General features: G+C 74.1%; 12 protein-coding genes and 1 pseudogene. 6 read left to right on the top strand and 7 right to left on the bottom strand.

Annotation, left to right across the window (positions count from 1 at the left end; all coding sequences use genetic code 11):
- Positions 1-49: 49 nt before the first annotated feature.
- A complete protein-coding gene (locus ABGB11_RS12830; RefSeq protein WP_347632430.1) occupies positions 50-1,054 on the bottom strand; it encodes a LacI family DNA-binding transcriptional regulator in 1,005 nt (334 codons plus the stop codon).
- A gap of 205 nt (positions 1,055-1,259) precedes the next feature.
- Here ABGB11_RS12830 and ABGB11_RS12825 point away from each other — a divergent pair, with 205 nt between their 5' ends.
- The 3 genes from ABGB11_RS12825 (at position 1,260) to fdh (ending at position 6,408) form a co-directional block, all read left to right on the top strand.
- A complete protein-coding gene (locus ABGB11_RS12825) occupies positions 1,260-1,997 on the top strand; it encodes a hypothetical protein (protein WP_347632183.1) in 738 nt (245 codons plus the stop codon).
- A 184-nt stretch (positions 1,998-2,181) separates the two neighbouring features.
- Complete coding sequence (locus ABGB11_RS12820; RefSeq protein WP_347632181.1) at positions 2,182-3,066, top strand: hypothetical protein; 885 nt, start codon at positions 2,182-2,184, stop codon at positions 3,064-3,066.
- A 90-nt stretch (positions 3,067-3,156) separates the two neighbouring features.
- A complete protein-coding gene (gene fdh, locus ABGB11_RS12815; RefSeq protein ID WP_347632179.1) occupies positions 3,157-6,408 on the top strand; it encodes a formate dehydrogenase in 3,252 nt (1,083 codons plus the stop codon).
- On the opposite strand, the gene selD is transcribed toward fdh, so the two are convergent.
- From selD to selA, 3 genes are read right to left on the bottom strand one after another with little or no spacing between them, the layout of a single operon-like run.
- Positions 6,405-7,391 (bottom strand): selenide, water dikinase SelD, encoded by a 987-nt coding sequence (selD, locus tag ABGB11_RS12810; RefSeq protein WP_347632177.1) that lies wholly within the window; start codon positions 7,389-7,391, stop codon positions 6,405-6,407. The genes fdh and selD overlap by 4 nt on opposite strands.
- The gene (locus tag ABGB11_RS12805) at positions 7,388-9,154 is read right to left on the bottom strand and encodes a SelB C-terminal domain-containing protein (protein ID WP_347632175.1); all 1,767 of its coding nucleotides are present in this window, start codon (positions 9,152-9,154) and stop codon (positions 7,388-7,390) included. Before ABGB11_RS12805 ends, selD begins: the two co-directional genes overlap by 4 nt.
- Positions 9,151-10,467 carry an L-seryl-tRNA(Sec) selenium transferase gene (gene selA / locus ABGB11_RS12800; RefSeq protein ID WP_347632173.1) on the bottom strand — a complete coding sequence of 439 codons (1,317 nt, stop codon included), beginning with the start codon at positions 10,465-10,467 and terminating at the stop codon, positions 9,151-9,153. Before selA ends, ABGB11_RS12805 begins: the two co-directional genes overlap by 4 nt.
- 99 nt (positions 10,468-10,566) lie before the next feature.
- Here selA and ABGB11_RS12795 point away from each other — a divergent pair, with 99 nt between their 5' ends.
- From ABGB11_RS12795 to ABGB11_RS12785, 3 genes are all read left to right on the top strand, one after another.
- On the top strand, positions 10,567-11,085 hold the full coding sequence (locus tag ABGB11_RS12795) for a MarR family transcriptional regulator (protein WP_347632171.1): 519 nt from the start codon (positions 10,567-10,569) through the stop codon (positions 11,083-11,085).
- Positions 11,082-11,921 carry an EamA family transporter gene (locus ABGB11_RS12790; protein WP_347632169.1) on the top strand — a complete coding sequence of 280 codons (840 nt, stop codon included), beginning with the start codon at positions 11,082-11,084 and terminating at the stop codon, positions 11,919-11,921. Before ABGB11_RS12795 ends, ABGB11_RS12790 begins: the two co-directional genes overlap by 4 nt.
- A 133-nt stretch (positions 11,922-12,054) precedes the next feature.
- On the top strand, positions 12,055-13,296 hold the full coding sequence (locus ABGB11_RS12785; RefSeq protein ID WP_347632167.1) for a helix-turn-helix domain-containing protein: 1,242 nt from the start codon (positions 12,055-12,057) through the stop codon (positions 13,294-13,296).
- A gap of 9 nt (positions 13,297-13,305) precedes the next feature.
- On the opposite strand, the gene ABGB11_RS12780 is transcribed toward ABGB11_RS12785, so the two are convergent.
- The 3 genes and pseudogenes from ABGB11_RS12780 to ABGB11_RS12770 all read right to left on the bottom strand — a co-directional run bounded on the left by ABGB11_RS12780 (position 13,306) and on the right by ABGB11_RS12770 (position 17,748).
- Positions 13,306-15,111, bottom strand: coding sequence for a fatty acyl-AMP ligase (locus ABGB11_RS12780; protein WP_347632165.1), 1,806 nt, complete (start codon positions 15,109-15,111; stop codon positions 13,306-13,308).
- A 147-nt stretch (positions 15,112-15,258) separates the two neighbouring features.
- Positions 15,259-16,229, bottom strand: a pseudogene (locus ABGB11_RS12775) (acyl-CoA desaturase).
- A gap of 112 nt (positions 16,230-16,341) precedes the next feature.
- The gene (locus ABGB11_RS12770; protein ID WP_347632163.1) at positions 16,342-17,748 is read right to left on the bottom strand and encodes a PLP-dependent aminotransferase family protein; all 1,407 of its coding nucleotides are present in this window, start codon (positions 17,746-17,748) and stop codon (positions 16,342-16,344) included.
- Between the last annotated feature and the right edge of the window lie 38 nt (positions 17,749-17,786).

The following is a 17,786-nucleotide window of genomic DNA, read 5'->3' as shown; positions in this document are numbered from 1 at the left end:
GCGCTAACATCTTGGCGGTGGCAGAAGCCGTGGCCCGGTCGGGACGAGATCAGGTCCGGCGGCGCACCCCGGTGCTCTCCCGGACGACGAGTTCGGGTTCGACGACGCGGCGGGCCGCGGCGGCCTTCCCGGCCGGCGGGGGGCCTCCCCCGATCCGGTCCAGGAGCAGGCCGAACGCGCGCCGCCCCACCTCGGCGAAGTTCTGCCGGACGGTGGTCAGCGGCGGCGGGAAGTAGGCGGCCTCCGGGACGTCGTCGAAGCCGACGACGCTGATGTCGCCGGGCACGTCCCGGCCGGCCTCGCGCAAGGCCCGCAGCAGACCGAGCGCCATCGCGTCGTTGGCCGCGAACACCGCGGTGACGTCGGGGTCGGCGGCGATCTGCCGGCCGTGCTCGTAGCCGGACCGGGCGCTCCAGTCGCCCGCGGGCATCTCGGGGAGGTCGCGCCCGGCGTCCCGCAGCGCCGCCCGCCAGCCCTCCACCCGGCCGGTCGCGTCCACCCAGTCGGCCGGGCCGGCCAGGTGCACGACCGTCTCGTGCCCGAGGCTGAGCAGGTGCCGGACCGCGCGCTCGGCGCCCGCCCGGTGGTCGACCGCGGCGACCGGGAACGGCACGTCGCCGCCCGCGCCGACCGCGACCAGCGGGGTGTCGGCCGGCAACTCCTTCAGCCCGTCGGCCGCCGACTCGTGCGGGGCCACGACCATGATCCCGTCGGCGGACTGGGCGCGGAGCCGCTCCACGCCCTCGCCGATCGAGCGCCGGTTCAGCGAGCTCAGGCTGACGATGCTGACGGTGTAGCCGTGCTCGCGGGCGGCCTGCTCGATGCTGAACAGCGTTGACGCCGGCCCGTACAGCGTGGTGTCGAAGCTGACCACACCGAGCACTCCGGACCGGCCGGTGGCGAGCACCCGGGCCGCCGAGTTCGGCCGGTAGTCGAGGGCCTGCACGGCCGCCATCACCCGGGCGCGCGTCTGCGGGCGGACCTTCTCGGGGGTGTTCAGGACGCGCGACACGGTCATCGCCGAGACGCCGGCCATCGCGGCCACGTCCTCCATCACCGCCAGCCGCCGGCCGTCGGGCGCCTCCGGTGATTCGGCGGCCACATCGCCTCCCCGCGCCGTCCCATCGTTACAGGCCGAATGTTTGCGCTAACTCGCCCGAATGTCAACACTGCCGGCCCCCGGGACCCGGGGTGGGGGCCGCCGCGGCCGGCCAGTAACCTGCCGGTTACTTCGGCGACGAGGATCCGGGAGGCGGAGCATGGGAGAACTGAGCGCGGCGGAGACGGTCCGCGCGGCCGACACGATCATCCACGATGTCGGCTCGCGGTGGATGCTGTCCCGGCGGACGGCGGAGCACGGGGCCGAGCAGGGGTACGCCAACCCGTTCGCGTTCTACTTCGCCGGGCGCGGCGGGGTGCTGGGCGACGTGGACGCCGGCGTGGTCGCCGCCGCGCTGGGCTGGTTCGAGCCCGGGTTCGTCCGCGTCCAGTGGGACGAGGGGGTGGCGGTCGCCGGGGCGCGCGAGGCGGCGCGGCGGTACACGCTCGGCTGCGCGGCCTGGGGCGAGGAGCACCTGCCGGACGACCCGCGCCTCTGCGAGCTCGCCGAGCGCGTCGCCGGGGCGGCCGAGGGGTCCGGGCTGCCGCTGTTCTGCGGCTGGCGCGCCGAGCCGCTGCCGGAGAGCGGGCCGGCCCGGCTGATGCAGCTCGTGCAGGTGCTGCGGGAGCTGCGCGGCGGGCTGCACCTCGTCGCGACGACCGCGGTCGGCCTGTCGCCGCTGGAGGCGATCCTGACCCAGGACGGGCCGGACACCGCGCGCTTCCTCGGCTGGCAGGGCGACCTCCCCGACTGCGCGCCGCTGAAGCCGCGGCGGGCGGAGGCCGAGGAGATCACCGACCGGCTCAGTGCCGCCGTCTACGAGCGGGCGCTGGCGCCGTCCGAGCGCGCCGAGTTCGCCGAGCGGATGGGCGCGATCGGCTCCGCCGTCCTCCGCTGACCGTTCTCCAGGTTTGACGGGCGCATCTGTCACGGGCCGATAGGAACGGCCCGCAAGTTGTGCATATAGGCATCTGTCGTCACGAAAACGACAGGTTCATCGTGGGCTCCTGACATCCGGCGCGCATCCCCGGAAGGAGAACGTGGTGACTCCACGATGGATCACTGTGGTGGCAGGAGCGTCCGTGCCGATCGCGGGAGCGGCGGCCGGGCCGGCCGGCGCCCGCGAGGCCGGCCGGTCCGAGGCACCGGTCGCCTCCACCTCGCCGGTGACCGTCAGCGAGTCGGTGGTCCGGGTCAGGGTGCCGCTGCCGGCGTCGGCGGGACCGCGTCCGGAAGCCTGCGACTGGCTGTCGTACCTGCGGTTCCGGCACAAGGACGGGCCCGCGGACTCGGCGCGGGCCGACCGGATCCTGGTCGCGCAGCCGGGCATCCTGGAAGGCGCGGGCGCCGCCGCGCTCGGCGGGCTGCTGGACGACAACTCCGAGCCGCTCGCGTTCATGCAGGCCAGCGTGGGCTTCTGGGACGGCGGCAGGATCGTCGACAAGGAGTTCCCGGCGCCGAACGACCTGGAGGAGATCGGGCTCGGCGGCCTGTCCAGGCTGCTCGGCAAGGAGAAGAAGGCGATTCCGGACGAGCCCGGCGGCCCTCTCTTCACGTGGCGGAACTTCGACCGCGTCGGCGCGCCCGACGACCCCGTCCACAAGTCCAAGGACGGCACGCCGTTCACGACCGCGGGCAAGGAGGTCACCGACATCGCCGAGCTGGCCCGCAGCCTGTCGGAGCATCCGCTCGACTTCACCGAGCGCTACTTCCCGACGAAGATGGTCACCGACATCGCACTGGCCGACGCGCCGGGCATCGCGGACGACGCCGTCCACGAGAACGGCCTCACCGCCAACCCGACGCTCAACCTGGAGGCCGGCGACGGACTCTTCAGCGATCCGCGGCCCGGCGACGTCGTCGCGCCCGGGTACCAGCACCTCGACGTGCTGACCGCGTCCGCCGTCCAGAACGGCGGGAGGCCCGAGCCGATCTCAGTGAACCTGGCCGCCTTCGCCGCCCGGTGACCTCGGACACCGGGTACCGCCGTCCGGTGCGTTTCGCGGTCCGGGCGGCGGGTAGGTGGACCGCGCGCCGAGGTGAGAAGGGGCGGTGACGTGGGCGTTCGCACATGGATCGAGTCGTGGCCCGTCTACCGGCAGTTCACCGGCGGCGATCCGCTGGGGCGCGGCGCGGCGGCCAAGAGCGCCGGCAGCGAGCGCCTCCAGGCGCGGGTGAGCACCGCCGACCGGGTCGTGAAGTCGGTCTGCCCCTACTGCGCGGTCGGCTGCGGCCAGGACGTCTACGTCAAGGACGGGAAGGTCACCCAGATCGAGGGCGACCCCGACTCGCCGGTCAGCCGCGGGCGGCTGTGCCCGAAGGGCTCGGCCAGCCTCCAGCTGACCACCGGGTCCGCCCGCGAGCACCGGGTCCTCTACCGGCGCCCGCACGGCACCGAGTGGGAGCCGCTCGACCTCGGCACGGCGATGGACATGATCGCCGACCGGGTGATCGAGGCGCGCCGGCACGGCTGGCAGTGGGAGGACGAGGGCGTGCGGGTGCGGCGCACGATGGGCGTCGCGAGCCTCGGCGGCGCCACCCTCGACAACGAGGAGAACTACCTGATCAAGAAGCTGTTCACCGCGCTCGGCGCGGTGCAGATCGAGAACCAGGCCCGCGTTTGACACTCCTCCACCGTTCCCGGTCTGGGAACCTCGTTCGGACGCGGCGGCGCGACCACCTTCCAGCAGGACCTGCAGAACGCGGACTGCATCGTCATCCAGGGCTCGAACATGGCCGAGTGCCATCCGGTCGGGTTCCAGTGGGTGATGGAGGCGAAGGCGCGCGGCGCGAAGGTGATCCACGTCGACCCGCGGTTCACGAGGACGAGCGCGCTCGCGGACGTCCACGTCCCGCTGCGCGCCGGCAGTGACATCGCGTTCCTCGGCGGGATCATCAACTACGTCCTCCAGAACGAGAAGTACTTCCGCGACTATGTCGTCCCCTACACCAACGCGTCGGTGATCCTCTCCGAGGAGTTCCTCGACACCGAGGACCTGGACGGCGTCTTCTCCGGCCTGAATCCGGAGAACCGCAGCTACGACCACCGGACGTGGCAGTACGAGGGCATGTCGGTCCAGTCGGCCGCCGGCGAGCGGGACATGGAGTACGAGGACCGGGTCGAGGCCGTCGCGGAGTCGGGACGCGGCGAGCAGCACGGCTCCGGCGGCGCGGCGATCGGCGAGGGGCATCCGGACCGGGACCCGACGCTGGAGCATCCCCGCTGCGTGTTCCAGGTCCTCAAGCGGCACTACGCCCGCTACACGCCGGAGATGGTGGAGCGGATCTGCGGTGTCTCCCAGGAGCAGTTCCTCCAGGTCTGCGAGATGCTCACCGAGAACTCGGGCCGGGACCGGACGTCGGCGTTCGCGTACGCGGTGGGATGGACGCAGCACACCGTCGGCGTCCAGTACATCCGGGCGGCGTCGGTGCTGCAGGGGCTCCTCGGCAACATCGGGCGTCCGGGCGGCGGCATCCTGGCGCTGCGCGGGCACGCGTCCATCCAGGGCTCGACGGACATCCCGACGCTGTTCAACCTGCTGCCCGGCTACATCCCGATGCCGCACGCCCACACCAACGAGGACCTGGACGCGTTCATCCAGGCGGAGGCGGCGCGCAAGGGGTTCTGGGGCGACATGCGGTCCTACATCGTCAGCCTGCTCAAGGCGTACTGGGGCGACGCCGCGACGGAGGACAACGACTACTGCTTCGACTACCTGCCCCGGCTGACCGGCTCCCACAGCACCTACGAGACGGCGATGGCGCAGATCGAAGGGGTGTGCAAGGGCTACTTCCTCATGGGCGAGAACCCGGCCGTCGGGTCCGCCAACGCCAAGATCCAGCGGCTCGGGATGGCGAACCTCGACTGGCTCGTCGTCCGCGACTTCTCGCTGATCGAGTCGGCGACGTGGTGGAAGGACGGCCCGGAGATCGAGACGGGCGAGATGCGCGCCGAGGACATCGGCACCGAGGTGTTCTTCCTGCCCGCCGCCGCGCACACCGAGAAGGACGGCAGCTTCACCAACACGCAGCGGATGCTCCAGTGGCACCACCAAGCCGTGGAGCCCGCCGGGGACGCGCGCAGCGACCTGTGGTTCATGTACCACCTCGGCCGCATCATCCGGGAGAAGCTGGCCGGCTCCACCGAGGAGATGAACCGGCCGGTCCTCGACCTCACCTGGGACTACCCGACGCACGGGAGCCTGGACGAGCCCGACGCCGAGGCGGTGCTCGCCGAGATCAACGGGCATGACGCGGACGGGAACCCGCTGTCGTCCTACACGCAGCTGAAGGACGACGGGTCCACGTCGTGCGGCTGCTGGATCTACTGCGGCTGCTACGCCGACGGAGTCAACCAGCCCGCGCGCCGCAAGCCCGGCAAGGACCAGCACTGGGTGGCGCCCGAATGGGGCTGGGCGTGGCCCGCCAACCGGCGCATCCTGTACAACCGGGCGTCCGCCGATCCCGACGGCAAGCCGTGGAGCGAGCGCAAGGCGCTCGTCTGGTGGGACGCCGGAAAGGGCGCCTGGACGGGCCACGACGTGCCCGACTTCATCGCCGACCGTCCTCCGGACCACAAGCCTCCGCGGGAGGCGACGGGCCCGGACGCGCTCGCCGGCGACGACCCGTTCATCATGCAGGCGGACGGAAAGGCATGGCTGTACGTCCCGGCCGGGCTGATGGACGGCCCGCTGCCGACGCACTACGAGCCGCAGGAGTCGCCGTTCACCAACCCGCTGTACGGGCAGCAGCGCAACCCCGTCCGGCACCTGCTGCAACCGCACCCCGACAACCGGTACGGGCCGAGCGGCACGGAGCCGGGCGCGGACGTGTACCCGTTCGTCGTGACCACGTACCGGCTCACCGAGCACCACACGGCGGGCGGCATGTCCCGCTGGCAGCCGTACCTGGCGGAGCTGCAGCCGGAGTTCTTCTGCGAGGTCTCGCCGGAGCTGGCGGCGCGGCGGGGGCTGGAGCACGGCGGCTGGGCGACGATCGTCAGCCCGCGCGCCGTCGTCGAGGCGCGGGTCCTGGTCACCCGGCGGATGCAGCCGCTCGTCGTGGACGGCCGGACGCTGCACCAGGTCGGCCTGCCCTACCACTGGGGACCGAACGGCTACAGCACCGGTGACGCCGCGAACGAGCTGCTGCACCTCTCCCTGGATCCGAACACCCACATCCAGGAGGCGAAGGCGCTGTCGGTCGACATCCGGCCGGGCCGCCGTCCGCGCGGCGCGGAGGCCGTGGCGCTGGTCCGCGAGTACCGGGAGCGCGCCGGCGTTACGGACCGGACCGGCACCGAGCCCTAGCGGACGACCAGCGGGTGCTCGGCGGCGGGCACCAGCTCGCCGATGACCGGCGCGCCGGGGATCTCGCCGGCGACGAGGAGCCCGCCGGACGTCTGCGCGTCGGCGAGCAGGAGGCGGTCGTCCTCGCCGGTCGCGCCGAAGTCGGTGTGCGGGGCGACCCAGTCGAGGTTGCGGCGGGTGCCGCCGCTGACGTAGCCGGCGCGGAGGGACTCGCGGGCGCCGTCCAGGCAGGGGACGGCGGACGCGTCGACCACGGCGGTGACGCCGGACGCGCGGGCCATCTTGTAGAGGTGCCCGAGGAGCCCGAACCCGGTCACGTCGGTGGCGCAGACCGCGCCCGCGGCGAGGGCGGCGGCGGACGCGTCGCGGTTCAGCTCGACCATGGTCGCGACGGCCTGTTCGAAGACCTCGCCGGTCGCCTTGTGCCGGTTGTTCAGGATCCCGAGGCCGAGGGGCTTGGTCAGGGAGAGGGGCGTGCCGGGCTTGCCGGTGTCGTTGCGGAGGAGCCGGGCGGGGTCGGCGACACCGGTCACGGCCATGCCGTACTTGGGCTCGGGGTCGTCGACGCTGTGCCCGCCGCCCACATGGCAGCCCGCCTCGGACGCGACGTCCAGGCCGCCGCGGAGCACCTCGCGGGCCAGGTCGAACGGCAGCACCTCGCGCGGCCAGGAGAGGAGGTTCACCGCGACGACCGGGCGGCCGCCGACCGCGTAGACGTCCGACAGCGCGTTCGCGGCGGCGATCCGGCCCCAGTCGTAGGGGTCGTCGACGACGGGCGTGAAGAAGTCGGCGGTGGCGACGGTGGCCAGGCCGTCCTGGAGCCGGACGACGGCCGCGTCGTCACCCGTGTCGAGTCCTACCACCAGCTCGGCATTCGGTTCGGCCGGGGACCTGGTCAGGCCGGCGACGACGTCTTCGAGCTCGCCGGGCGGGATCTTGCAGGCGCAGCCGCCGCCGTGCGCGTACTGGGTCAGCCTCGTCATGTCGTCCCTTCGATGCAGCGGCGGCGGAGGTCGTCCACCCTGACCGTGTAGCCCTTCTCGTCCAGGTGCTCCAGGAGCGGGACGGCGACGCGGCGGGTCGTGCCGAGGGCGCGCCGGGCCTCGCTCAGCGTGAAGGGGCCGCCGAGCTTGGCGAGCAGCGCGGCGGCGCGGGCGTCGTCGCCGGGCAGCAGGACGATCCCGTCGGCGACCTTGAAGAGCGCGCCGGTCGCGGCGGCGACGGCGATCATCTTCGGCGTGAGGCCGAGCTCGGCCAGCCGGCCCGCGTCCGGCGCCTGGAACGGGTGCTCGTCCAGGTCGCGGCGGACGGCGTCGACGGCCTTCCGCACGTCCGGGGGAAGCTCGGGCGCGGTCGTCCGGCCGTAGATCCGGCCGTCGCGCCGCCGCATGCCCTGGGCGAGGGCTTCGACGAGGGCCCGGTCGGGCAGGCCGAGCGCGCGGCGGGCGGCGTCGGCGGGCAGCCCGGGGTCGGTCGGGTTCGCGGCGGCGTGCTCGTCGACGGCCGTTTCGAGCCGCCTGCGCAGGTCGTCCCAGTGGCCGGGGTCGGCGAGCCAGTCGCCCGCCACCGGCTCGGACGGGGCGGGGACGCCCATCGCGACCAGGTCCGCCCGCTTGATCAGGCCGCGCCGCCGCAGCTCGCCGGCACCGTCCGGGCGGCCGGTCATCGCGGCCAGCACGAGGGCCCGGGACGCCGCGGCGCCGCGCCGGGTGAAGGCCTCCGGGCGGACGTCGAGGACGGTCACCCCGGCCGGGACGCGATGGCGTCCGGGGTCGCGGAGCAGGGCGACGTCGCCGACGCGCAGCGGAAGCGCGCGCCGCAGCGAGAGCCGGGCAGTGTCGTCCCCCAGCGGGCGGACGTGCGCCGGCACCGCCGCCGAGCCCACGTGGAAGAGCAGCTCGCGCGGCAGGTCGCGGGCCGGGTCGCCGTGCAGCCGGACGTCGACGACGTCCGCGTCCAGCCAGCGTCCGGGGGTGAGCAGGGCGTCGCCGCGGCCCAGGCCGCCGGCGTTGCCGTGCAGGTTGACGGCGACGCGGGCGACGGCGCCGACCCGCCGGTGGTCCTCCTTGAGACTCTGCAGGCCGCGGACGCGCAGCATCTCGCCGCCGGAGGCGAGGCGGTCGCCGACACTGATCGTCCCGGCGCCGAGCGTGCCGGTGACGACCGTGCCCCGGCCGCGGATGGTGAAGACCCGGTCGATCCAGAGCCGGACGTCGGCGTCCTCGTCGGGGCCGGGAAGCGAGGCGGTGAGCCGGTCCAGGGCGGCGCGCAGCTCGTCCAGGCCGTCGCCGCCGGCGCCGCTGACCATGACCGCCTCGACCTCGCCGAGCGACGTGGCGGCGATGTGGCCGAGCGCCTCGTCCCGGACCCGGCCGGCGGTCGCCGCGTCGGTGAGGTCGATGCGCGTGACGGCGAGCAGGCCGTGCCGGACGCCGAGCGCGTCCAGGACGGCGAGGTGCTCCTCGGACTGCCGCTGCCAGCCCTGGTCGGCCGCGACGACGACCATGACCGCCGGGACCGGCCCGACCCCGGCCAGCATCGTGGTGACGAGGCGCTCGTGGCCGGGGACGTCGACGAAGGCCAGCCGGCCGCCGCCCGGCAGCGTCGTCCAGGCGAACCCCAGCTCGATCGTCAGGCCGCGGCGGCGCTCCTCCTCCAGCCGGTCGGGTTCCATCCCGGTGAGGGCGCGGACGAGGGTGGACTTCCCGTGGTCCACGTGGCCGGCGGTCGCGACGACGTGCGTCATCGCGCCGCCGCCACGGCGTCGGCCAGCGCGCCGTCCAGGCCGGGCGGCACCGAGCGCAGGTCGAGCAGGCAGCGGCCGTCCTCGACCCGTCCCATCACCGCCGGGGCGCCGCGCCGCAGCCGGGCCGCGTACGGCTCGGGCAGCGACACGGCCGCGCTCGGCAGGACGACGCCGGGCGCGCCGCCGCCCCCGACCGCCGCCTCGCTCTCGACCGCCGCCGCGTCCACGTCCCGGTCGCGCAGGCGGGCGGCGAGCCGTCCCGCCCGCTCCCGCAGCACCGCCGGATCGGCGTGCAGCGCCTCGCCGGTGGGCGTGCGGGGCCCGCGCAGGGTCGCCTCCAGCGCGGCGAGCGTCAGCTTGTCGACCCGGAGCGCGCGGGCGAGCGGGTGGCGGGCCAGCCGCCGCACCAGGTCGTCCCGGCCGAGGACGAGCCCGCACTGCGGCCCGCCGAGCAGCTTGTCGCCGCTGGCGGTGACCAGGTGCGCGCCCGCCTTCAGCATCGACGCGGCGTCGGGCTCGTCGGGCAGGAGCGGCTCGTGGGCGAGGAGGCCGGAGCCGATGTCGGCGACGACCGGGACCCCGAGCCCGGTCAGCTCGGCGACGTCGGCGGCCCGGGTGAAGCCGGTCATGCGGAAGTTCGAGGGGTGCACCTTGAGGATGAGGCCCGTGCCGTCGCCGACGGCCGCCGCGTAGTCCTCCGGCGCGGTGCGGTTCGTGGTACCCACCTCGCGGAGCCGGGCGCCCGTCGCGGCGAGCAGCTCGGGGATCCGGAAGCCGTCCCCGATCTCCACCATCTCGCCGCGGCTGATGATGATCTCCTTGCCGGGCGCGAGCGCGGTCGCGGCCAGCACCAGCGCCGCCGCGCCGTTGTTGACGACGTGCGCGGCCTCCGCCTGCGGGACCCGCTCCAGCAGCGCCGCGAGGGCGGTCCGCCCCCGCCGTGCGCGCCTGCCGGTCTCCAGGTCGAGCTCCACGTCGGTGCCGCCCGACGCCACGGCCACGGCCTCCCGGGCGGCGTCCGACAGGGGCGCCCGCCCGAGGTTGGTGTGCAGCAGGACGCCGGTCGCGTTGATCACGGGGCGGAGCCCGGCGGCGGTCTCCGGCAGCGCGGCGACGGCGGCGGCGGCCACCGCGTCCGGCGGGATCTCGCCGCTCCGGGCCCGGCGCTGGGCCGCGACGACGGCCGCCTTCACCACGCCGCGCCCGAGCCGGCCGGCCGCCTCGGCGAGTCGCGGATCGGCGAGCAGCACGTCCGTGCGGGCGATCCTGCGCCGCCCGTCGACCTGCGCGTCGGGTGCGGCTCCGCGATCCATCAGGCGACCTCCGAACACCAGCGTTACCCGCCAGCATGGCACGCAAACGGCGCCCCGCCGAGGCTGGACACACCGGCCGTCTGCTAGCATGCATGAGTCATGCATGACCGACTGGCGAACCTGCTGGGCGCCGCCTCGCTCGCGGTGACCGACCTCGTCCTGTCCGGCGCCACGGCCGCGGGAGGGGTCGGCCCGACCGGTGCCGCGGCGCTGGTCGTCCTGTCGAACGCGCCCGATCTCGGGGTCACCGAGCTCGGGCGGCGGGTCGGGCTGACCCAGTCCGCCGCCGCCCGGATGGTCGACGGGCTCCAGGCCGCCGGCCTCGCCCGCCGCCGGCCCGGCGGTGGACGGGCCGTCCACGTGCGGCTGACGCCGAAGGGCGAGGACGCGGTGCGCGCGATGCTCGACGCCCGCGACGCACCGCTGGCCGAGGCGCTGGCCGCCCTGGACGAGGGCGAGCGCGAGACGCTGGCCGGCCTCCTGGCCACGCTGCTGGCCCGCCTCTACGACCGGATCGGCGACTCGGAGCTGATGTGCCGGCTCTGCGACCGGCGGTGCTGCACCGCCGGCGCGGTCTGTCCGGTCGGTCAGGCGGAGCGCGACGCGGGAGGCGGGTGATCGGCATCCTGGCCGCCCTCGCCTCGGCGCTGCTCTACGGCATCGCCGACGTCTGGGGCGGCCTGCTGTCGCGCCGGGCCGACTTCGCCGTCGTCGCGCTCCTCGGGCAGGTCGGCGGGCTCGCGTGCGCGGTCGCCGCCGCGCTCGCCGTCCCCGCGCCGGGCGTCGCCGCCGCGGACCTCGGATGGGGCGCGCTGTCGGGCGTCGGGACGGGCCTGGCGATGGTGTTCCTCTACCGCGGCATCGGCCGGGGGAACCTGAGCGTCGTCGTCCCGGTCAGCGCGGTCGGCGGGGTCGCGCTGCCGGTCGTCGCCGGCGTCGTGTTCCTCGGCGACCGCCCTTCGGCGGCGGCGTGGGCGGGCATCGTCATCGTGCCGCCGGCCCTGTGGCTGGTGTCCCGGTCGCGGCCGGACGACCAGGGCAGGGTGCGCGCGGCGCTCGTCGACGGGCTGCTCGCCGGCGGCGGTATCGGGATCCAGTACCTGGCCCTCGCGCAGGCCGGCGGATCGGGCCTCTGGCCGGTGGCTGCCGGACGGGCGGCGGCCGTCCTCGCGATCGCGCCGATGATGTGGTCGTCCGGCCGGCGGTCCCCGTCCCCGGGGCTGTGGTTCTGGTCGGCGGTGAACGGGGGCCTCGCGGCGGCGGCGCTCGTCTGCTACCTGCTCGCCACGCGCGAGCAGCTGGTGGTGATCGCGGTCGTGCTGTCGTCGCTGTACCCGGTGGTGCCGGTGCTCCTCGGCGTGCTCGCGCTGCGCGAGCGGCTCTCGCGGACGCAGGCGGCCGGGCTCGGCGGCGCGGCGGCCGCCGTCGTCATGCTGTCGCTCGCGGCGCGCTGACGGGCGGCGCTGACAGGCGGCGCTGACGCAAATGTGACAAGGAATCCGGCGGTCTTGTCATCGATATGAGTGTCGTGGGTGACGCGTGTTACCTAGCCTGGCGGCCCGGGTGTCCGCTCATGGAGGTGACACTTTGACGGAGCTGTACGAGAGGTCCGCCGCGGACGGCCTGTCGAAGGAGCCCTGGCGCGACGTCCCCCGGGACGAGGCGCAGTGGATGCGCCCGCACCTTCCGGCCCTGGTGGACTCCATGGTCGAGGGCGTGCTGCGGCACGTCCCCGAGTACGCGCGGCCGGACGACCCCGTGTACACCGAGGTGATGCGGCTCGCGGTCGCGCAGGGCATGGGCCATTTCGTGCAGATGATCGCCGATCCGGACGCGTCCTGGCAGGAGGTGCACCAGGTCTTCTTCGACATCGGCTACGGCGAGGCGATCGAGGGCCGGGGGCTGGAGCACCTGCAGAACGCGCTGCGCGTCGCGTCCCGGACGGCGTGGCGGTACCTGTCGCGGGAGGCCGACCGGCTGCAGAAGCCCCGCGAGCTGGCGATCGCGCTGACCGAGGTGAACTTCGCCTACCTGGACCTGCTGGCGTCCGCCGCCGCGCAGGGCTACGCGCGGGCCCGGGAGAAGACGGCGGGCGAGCGGGAGCAGCGGCGCAGCCGGCTGCTGAGCCTGCTGCTGTCGGACCCGCCCGCGCCGAAGGACATCGTCGTCGAGCAGGCGAACCTGGCCGGCTGGGCGCTGCCCGAGCGGCTCGCGGTGATCGTGCTGAGCCCGCGTCCCGGCAGCGGCGGGGAGGGCCCGGCGGGGTTACCGCCGTCCCTGCTCAGCGGGCTCGACCGGGGCCGCCCCTGCCTGGTGATGCCCGACCCGGACCGTCCCGGCGGGCCGGGCCGGCTGACCGCCGCCCTCGGCGGGTGGACGGGCGCGGTGGGGCCGTCGGTGCCGGCGGACCAGGCCGGGGTCTCGCTGCACTGGGCGCACCGGGCGCTCGACCTCGTGGCCTCCGGGCGGCTCGGGCCGACCGGGTCCGGCACGCTCGTCCGTGCCGAACGGTACGTGCCCGACCTGCTGCTGCAGGAAGGCCGGACGCTCGCCGAGGCGGCGGCGCGGCGCCGGCTGGCCCCGCTCGCCGCGCTCGGCCCGCACCGCGGCGCCCGGCTGGCGGCGACGCTGCTGGAGTGCCTCCGGCACGGCTTCAACGCGACGGACGCCGCCGAGGCGCTGTGCGTCCACCCGCAGACGGTCCGGTACCGGCTCGCGCAGCTCCACGAGATCTTCGACTACGACCTCGAGGACCCGGCGATCCGGCTGGAGCTGATGCTGCTGCTCCCCGTCTGGCTGAGCAGCGGCCAGGACGGGGAGCACGCGTGAGCCGGCCGCTCACTCCAGGCGGGCCGCCAACCGCTCGGTGACCGGCAGCCGCCCTTCGAGATAGGCGAGGCGGCAGGCGGACCGGGCGATCTTCCCGCTGCTGGTGCGCGGCAGCCCGCCCGGCTCGATCAGCACGAAGTCGTGGACCGGCAGATCGTGCTGCTGGTTCACGGCCGTGCGCACCGCCTGCGCCACCTCGTCCGGATCGAGCAACGCGATCGGCACGCGCCTGTTCCGCTCGGCGACGACCACGAGACCCTCGGTGTCGCCGGTGTCGGCGGACACCGCGCAGGTGTATTCGCGGCGGATCGCCTTGTGCGCGCCGGAGACGGTGACCTCGATGTCCTGCGGGTAGTGGTTGCGGCCGTCGACGATGATCAGGTCCTTGATGCGGCCGGTGACGAACAGCTCCCCGCCGTGCAGGACGCCGAGATCGCCGGTACGCAGCCACGGCCCGCTTGGCAACTCGCCAGAATCGGCGTGTCTTTTCTGGGGAGACGACCCCCCAGACTCCCCGGAAACCTGTGTGAGCTCGGCCGCGAACGTCTCCCGAGTCGCCTCGGGACGTCCCCAGTAGCCGGCCGCGACGTTCGGGCCGTGCACCCAGATCTCGCCGACCGTCCCGTCCGCGAGCCGGACGCCGGTCTCGGGGTCGGCGATGGCGACGCGCTGTCCCCAGGACGTCCCGCAGGCGATGAGCCGGATCGCGCCGGGCGCGTCCGTGTCGCACGGCTCGGCGACGCCGCGGCGCAGCTTCTCGTGGTCGAACGCCGTGCGGGTCGGCTCCTTGAACCGGGACGACGCCGACACATAGACGGTCGCCTCGGCCAGCCCGTACGCGCACACCTGCGCCTCCGGCCGCAGCCCGCAGTCCTTGAACGCCTCGTAGAAACCGGTGAGCGTGCTCTCCCGGATCGGCTCGGCGCCGTTCATGAAGACCTGCACGCCGCTGAGGTCGAGGGTCTCCTTCTCCTCCTCCGTGACCTGCGCGGTGAGGTACTCGTAGGCGAAGTTCGGGCCTCCGGTGAACGCATGCCTCTGCCGGCTCAGAAGTTCCAGCCACCGGACGGGACGCATGATGAACGCCACCGGGTCCATGATCACGCCCGGGTTGCCGTACACCAGCGGCAGCGCGACCGTGGTGACCAGGCCCATGTCGTGGAAGACCGGCAGCCAGTTCACGCCGGACGACTCGCGCGGGATGCCGTCGAACGCCCGCCACAGCTGCTCGGCGTTGGCCGCGAAGTTGCCGTGCGTGATGATCACGCCCGCCGGGGTGCGGGTCGAGCCGGACGTGTACTGGAGGTAGGCGATGTCGTCGGGGTCGATGGGCTCGAACGTCCAGTCTCGGTCCGCCACCTCGTCGGCGACGATGACCTCGGCGGGCTCCCGGACGGAGTTGTCGGCCAGGAACGACCGCACGTGCGGCAGTGACGCGCTCGTGGTGATCACGACGTCGGGCTCGGCGTCCTGGTAGACGGCGAGGAGCCGGTCACCGTGGCCGGGCAGGTCCGGGGAGAACAGCGGGACGCCGATCACCCGGGCGTACATGGCTCCGAGGAACCCTGTGACGTAGTGGAGGTCCTGCGGGGCGAGCAGCGCCACGCGCCGTCCCGGTTCGGTGGCGCGGCGGATCGCGGCGGCGATGGAGCGGGCCCGGCGGTCCAGCTCGCCCCAGGTCACGTCCGTGGCGACGCCGCCGGGGTCGAAGTTGTAATCCATAAAGGTGTAAGCCCGATCTTCGGGGAAGTCATCGACAAACCCGGCGAGCCGCTCTATCAGCGGAGTACGGTCGAGTGCGGGCAGTTCGGTCATCTGCATTCCTCCATGGAGACCCCCGGCCGCAGGCGGGGGAGGAAAGATATTTCTGCAAAACCGGGGCAGATGGGTGACCGCTGGACTCACCCGCCTTCGGGCGGGACAGGAAGCCAAGTAGTCCATGAACGTCGATCCAGACCAGGGTCAGGAGGGGGGCGTGGTGGGCTCGCCGCGCCGGACGCGGCGGGCGGCGAGGCGCCCCGGATCGGGCCAGCGGACGTCCCAGACCCAGCCGAGCCGCTCGAAGATCCAGATGACGCGGGCGCTGATGTCGATCTGGCCCCTGAGGACGCCGTGCCGCGCGCAGGTGGGGTCGGCGTGGTGCAGGTTGTGCCAGGACTCGCCGAACGACGGGATCGCCAGCCACCACACGTTGCGGGCCTTGTCGCGGGTCGTGAAGTCCTCCCTGCCGAACACGTGGCAGATCGAGTTGATCGAGAACGTGACGTGCTCGCCGACGAACACCCGAATCAGGCCCGCCCAGAACAGCGCGGTGAGCGCGCCATGCCAGGAGAGGGTGAGCAGCGCGCCGAGGCCCATCGGGACGAGGAATGTCGACAGCACGATCACGGCGTACACGGGATCGAGGGACAGGAACCGGATGTCCTTGTCCCGCAGCAAGTCGGGGGCGTACTTGCTGCGGGAGGTGCGCTCCTTGGTGAACAGCCATCCGATGTGCGCGTGGTAGAGGCCCTTGGTGAGCCCCCACACGCCCGGCCCGTACGCCCACGGCGAGTGGGGGTCGCCCTCCCGGTCGGAGTACTTGTGGTGGCGGCGGTGGTCGGCGACCCACCGGACCACCGACCCCTGCATGGCCTGCCCGCCGAGGACGGCGAGCGCGATCCGCAGCCACCGCTTGGCCTTGAAGCCGCCGTGGGTGAAGTGCCGGTGGTACCCGACCGTGATCCCGATGGCGTTGAGCGGGTAGAGGAAAGCGAAGATGGCGACATCCGTCCACCCGAGGCCCCAGCCCACAGGAAGGGGACGGCCGCCAGCAGACCGATGATCGGCGCGACGACGAACACCACGACCGCGATGCGCTCGGGCAACGGGACGGTGCCGGAGATGTCCGGCTGCGGGGTTCGGCTGCCGACGTCGGCGACGCCCGCTGTCATGGGCAGGACTCCTTGTCTCCGGGGACGGGTCAGACGACTGTGACCCACCGCCCGTGACGCGCGGAATGAAGTCCTCTCACATGCTGAAGCGCCGTTATTAGCACTCAGCTCACTAACCGAGGAGGTCGGCCACCGCCTGGATCCCGTCCCGGATGGCGTTCTCGGTGAGGTCGCCGAAGCCGAGGACGATCTGCGGCGGGTCGGCCGCGCCGGACGTCCGGTAGGTGCTCATCCCGTACAGGCCGATCGACCGCTTGCGCGCCTCGGCGACGACGTGCCGCTCGTCCCTCCCCCCGGGAAGGTGGGCCACGGCGTGGAACCCGGCGTCCAGGCCGGACGGCCGCACGCCGGGGGCGTGGCGCGCGAGGGCGTCCACGAGGGCGGCGCGCCGCCCGGCGTAGAGGGGGCGCAGGTGCCGCAGGTGCCGCCCGTACCGGCCCGACTCGATGAGCGCGGCGAGCGCCAGCTGGTCGAGGACGGGCGAGCCGCGGTCGGCGAGCCGCTTCTCCTCCGCCACGGCGCGGGTCAGCGCGGGCGGGCACAGGATCCACCCGAGCCGGACGGCGGGCGCGAGGGACTTGCTGACCGTGCCGATGCCGATGACATGGCCGGGCGCGAGGCCCTGCACCGAGCCGACGGGCTCGCGGTCGTAGCGGAACTCGGAGTCGTAGTCGTCCTCGACGACGAGCGCGTTCCGGTCGGCCGCCCAGTCGGCGAGGGCGCGGCGGCGCTCGGGGGCGAGGACGACGCCCGTCGGCCACTGGTGCGCCGGGGTGACGACGACCGCGCGGGCGCCGGTGGCGGCGAGCGCGTCCACGTCCAGCCCGAGGCCGTCGACGGGGACGGGCACCGCCTCGATCCCGGCGCGCTCGGCGGCGGCCATGGTCGCGCCGTCGCCGTAGCCGGGGTCCTCGAACGCCACACGCCGGACGCCCCGGCGGGCCAGGACGTGCAGGACCATGGCGAGCCCCTGGGCGAAGCCGGAGCAGACGACGATGTCCTCGGGCTCGGCCAGCGCCGCGCGCACCCGGCGGAGGTGGCCGGCGAGGACGTCCCGCAGCACCTCGCTGCCGCGCGGGTCGCCGTAGCCGAGCACCGCGTTCGGGGCCGTGCGGGTCACCTCCCGCTGCGCCCAGCACCAGTCGCCGCGCGGGAAGGACGCCAGGTCGGGGACGCCGGCGGCGAAGTCGACGCGCAGCCGCGGCGCGGGCGCCGGCGCCTCCGGCGGCCCGGTCTCCCGGTGCACCCGGACGGGCGCCACGCGCGTGGCCGAGCCCGCCCTCGCGCACAGGTACCCCTCGGCCGCCAGCTGGCCGTAGCACTCCTGGACGAGGCCGCGCGACACCCCGAGCTGGCGGGACAGCTCGCGGGACGACGGCAGCCGCTCCCCCGCCTTCAGCCGCCCGCTGCAGATCGCGTCGCGCAGCCCGCCCTCCAGCTGGGAGCGCAGCGTTCCGGCCGCGCCCCGGTCGAGGGGCAGCAGCAGCTCCGGTGGTGAACCGGCCCACTCGATCGCCATGAAACCGGACCATACAGGAGGCCGGATCGTCTCATACG

Source organism: Actinomadura sp. B10D3, assembly GCF_039871695.1.
Lineage (GTDB): Bacteria > Actinomycetota > Actinomycetes > Streptosporangiales > Streptosporangiaceae > Spirillospora > Spirillospora madurae.
The sequence above is the reverse complement of the archived record's forward strand: the minus strand, read 5'-3'. Positions and strand labels throughout refer to the sequence as shown.

Coding starts and splice junctions, on each gene's coding strand:
- ABGB11_RS12825 (WP_347632183.1), top strand. CDS start 1,260: ATGGGAGAACTGAGCGCGGCGGAGACGGTCCGCGCGGCCGACACGATC.
- ABGB11_RS12830 (WP_347632430.1), bottom strand. CDS start 1,054: ATGGAGGACGTGGCCGCGATGGCCGGCGTCTCGGCGATGACCGTGTCG.
- selA (WP_347632173.1), bottom strand. CDS start 10,467: ATGGATCGCGGAGCCGCACCCGACGCGCAGGTCGACGGGCGGCGCAGG.
- ABGB11_RS12795 (WP_347632171.1), top strand. CDS start 10,567: ATGCATGACCGACTGGCGAACCTGCTGGGCGCCGCCTCGCTCGCGGTG.
- ABGB11_RS12780 (WP_347632165.1), bottom strand. CDS start 15,111: ATGACCGAACTGCCCGCACTCGACCGTACTCCGCTGATAGAGCGGCTC.
- ABGB11_RS12805 (WP_347632175.1), bottom strand. CDS start 9,154: ATGACGCACGTCGTCGCGACCGCCGGCCACGTGGACCACGGGAAGTCC.
- ABGB11_RS12770 (WP_347632163.1), bottom strand. CDS start 17,748: ATGGCGATCGAGTGGGCCGGTTCACCACCGGAGCTGCTGCTGCCCCTC.
- selD (WP_347632177.1), bottom strand. CDS start 7,391: ATGACGAGGCTGACCCAGTACGCGCACGGCGGCGGCTGCGCCTGCAAG.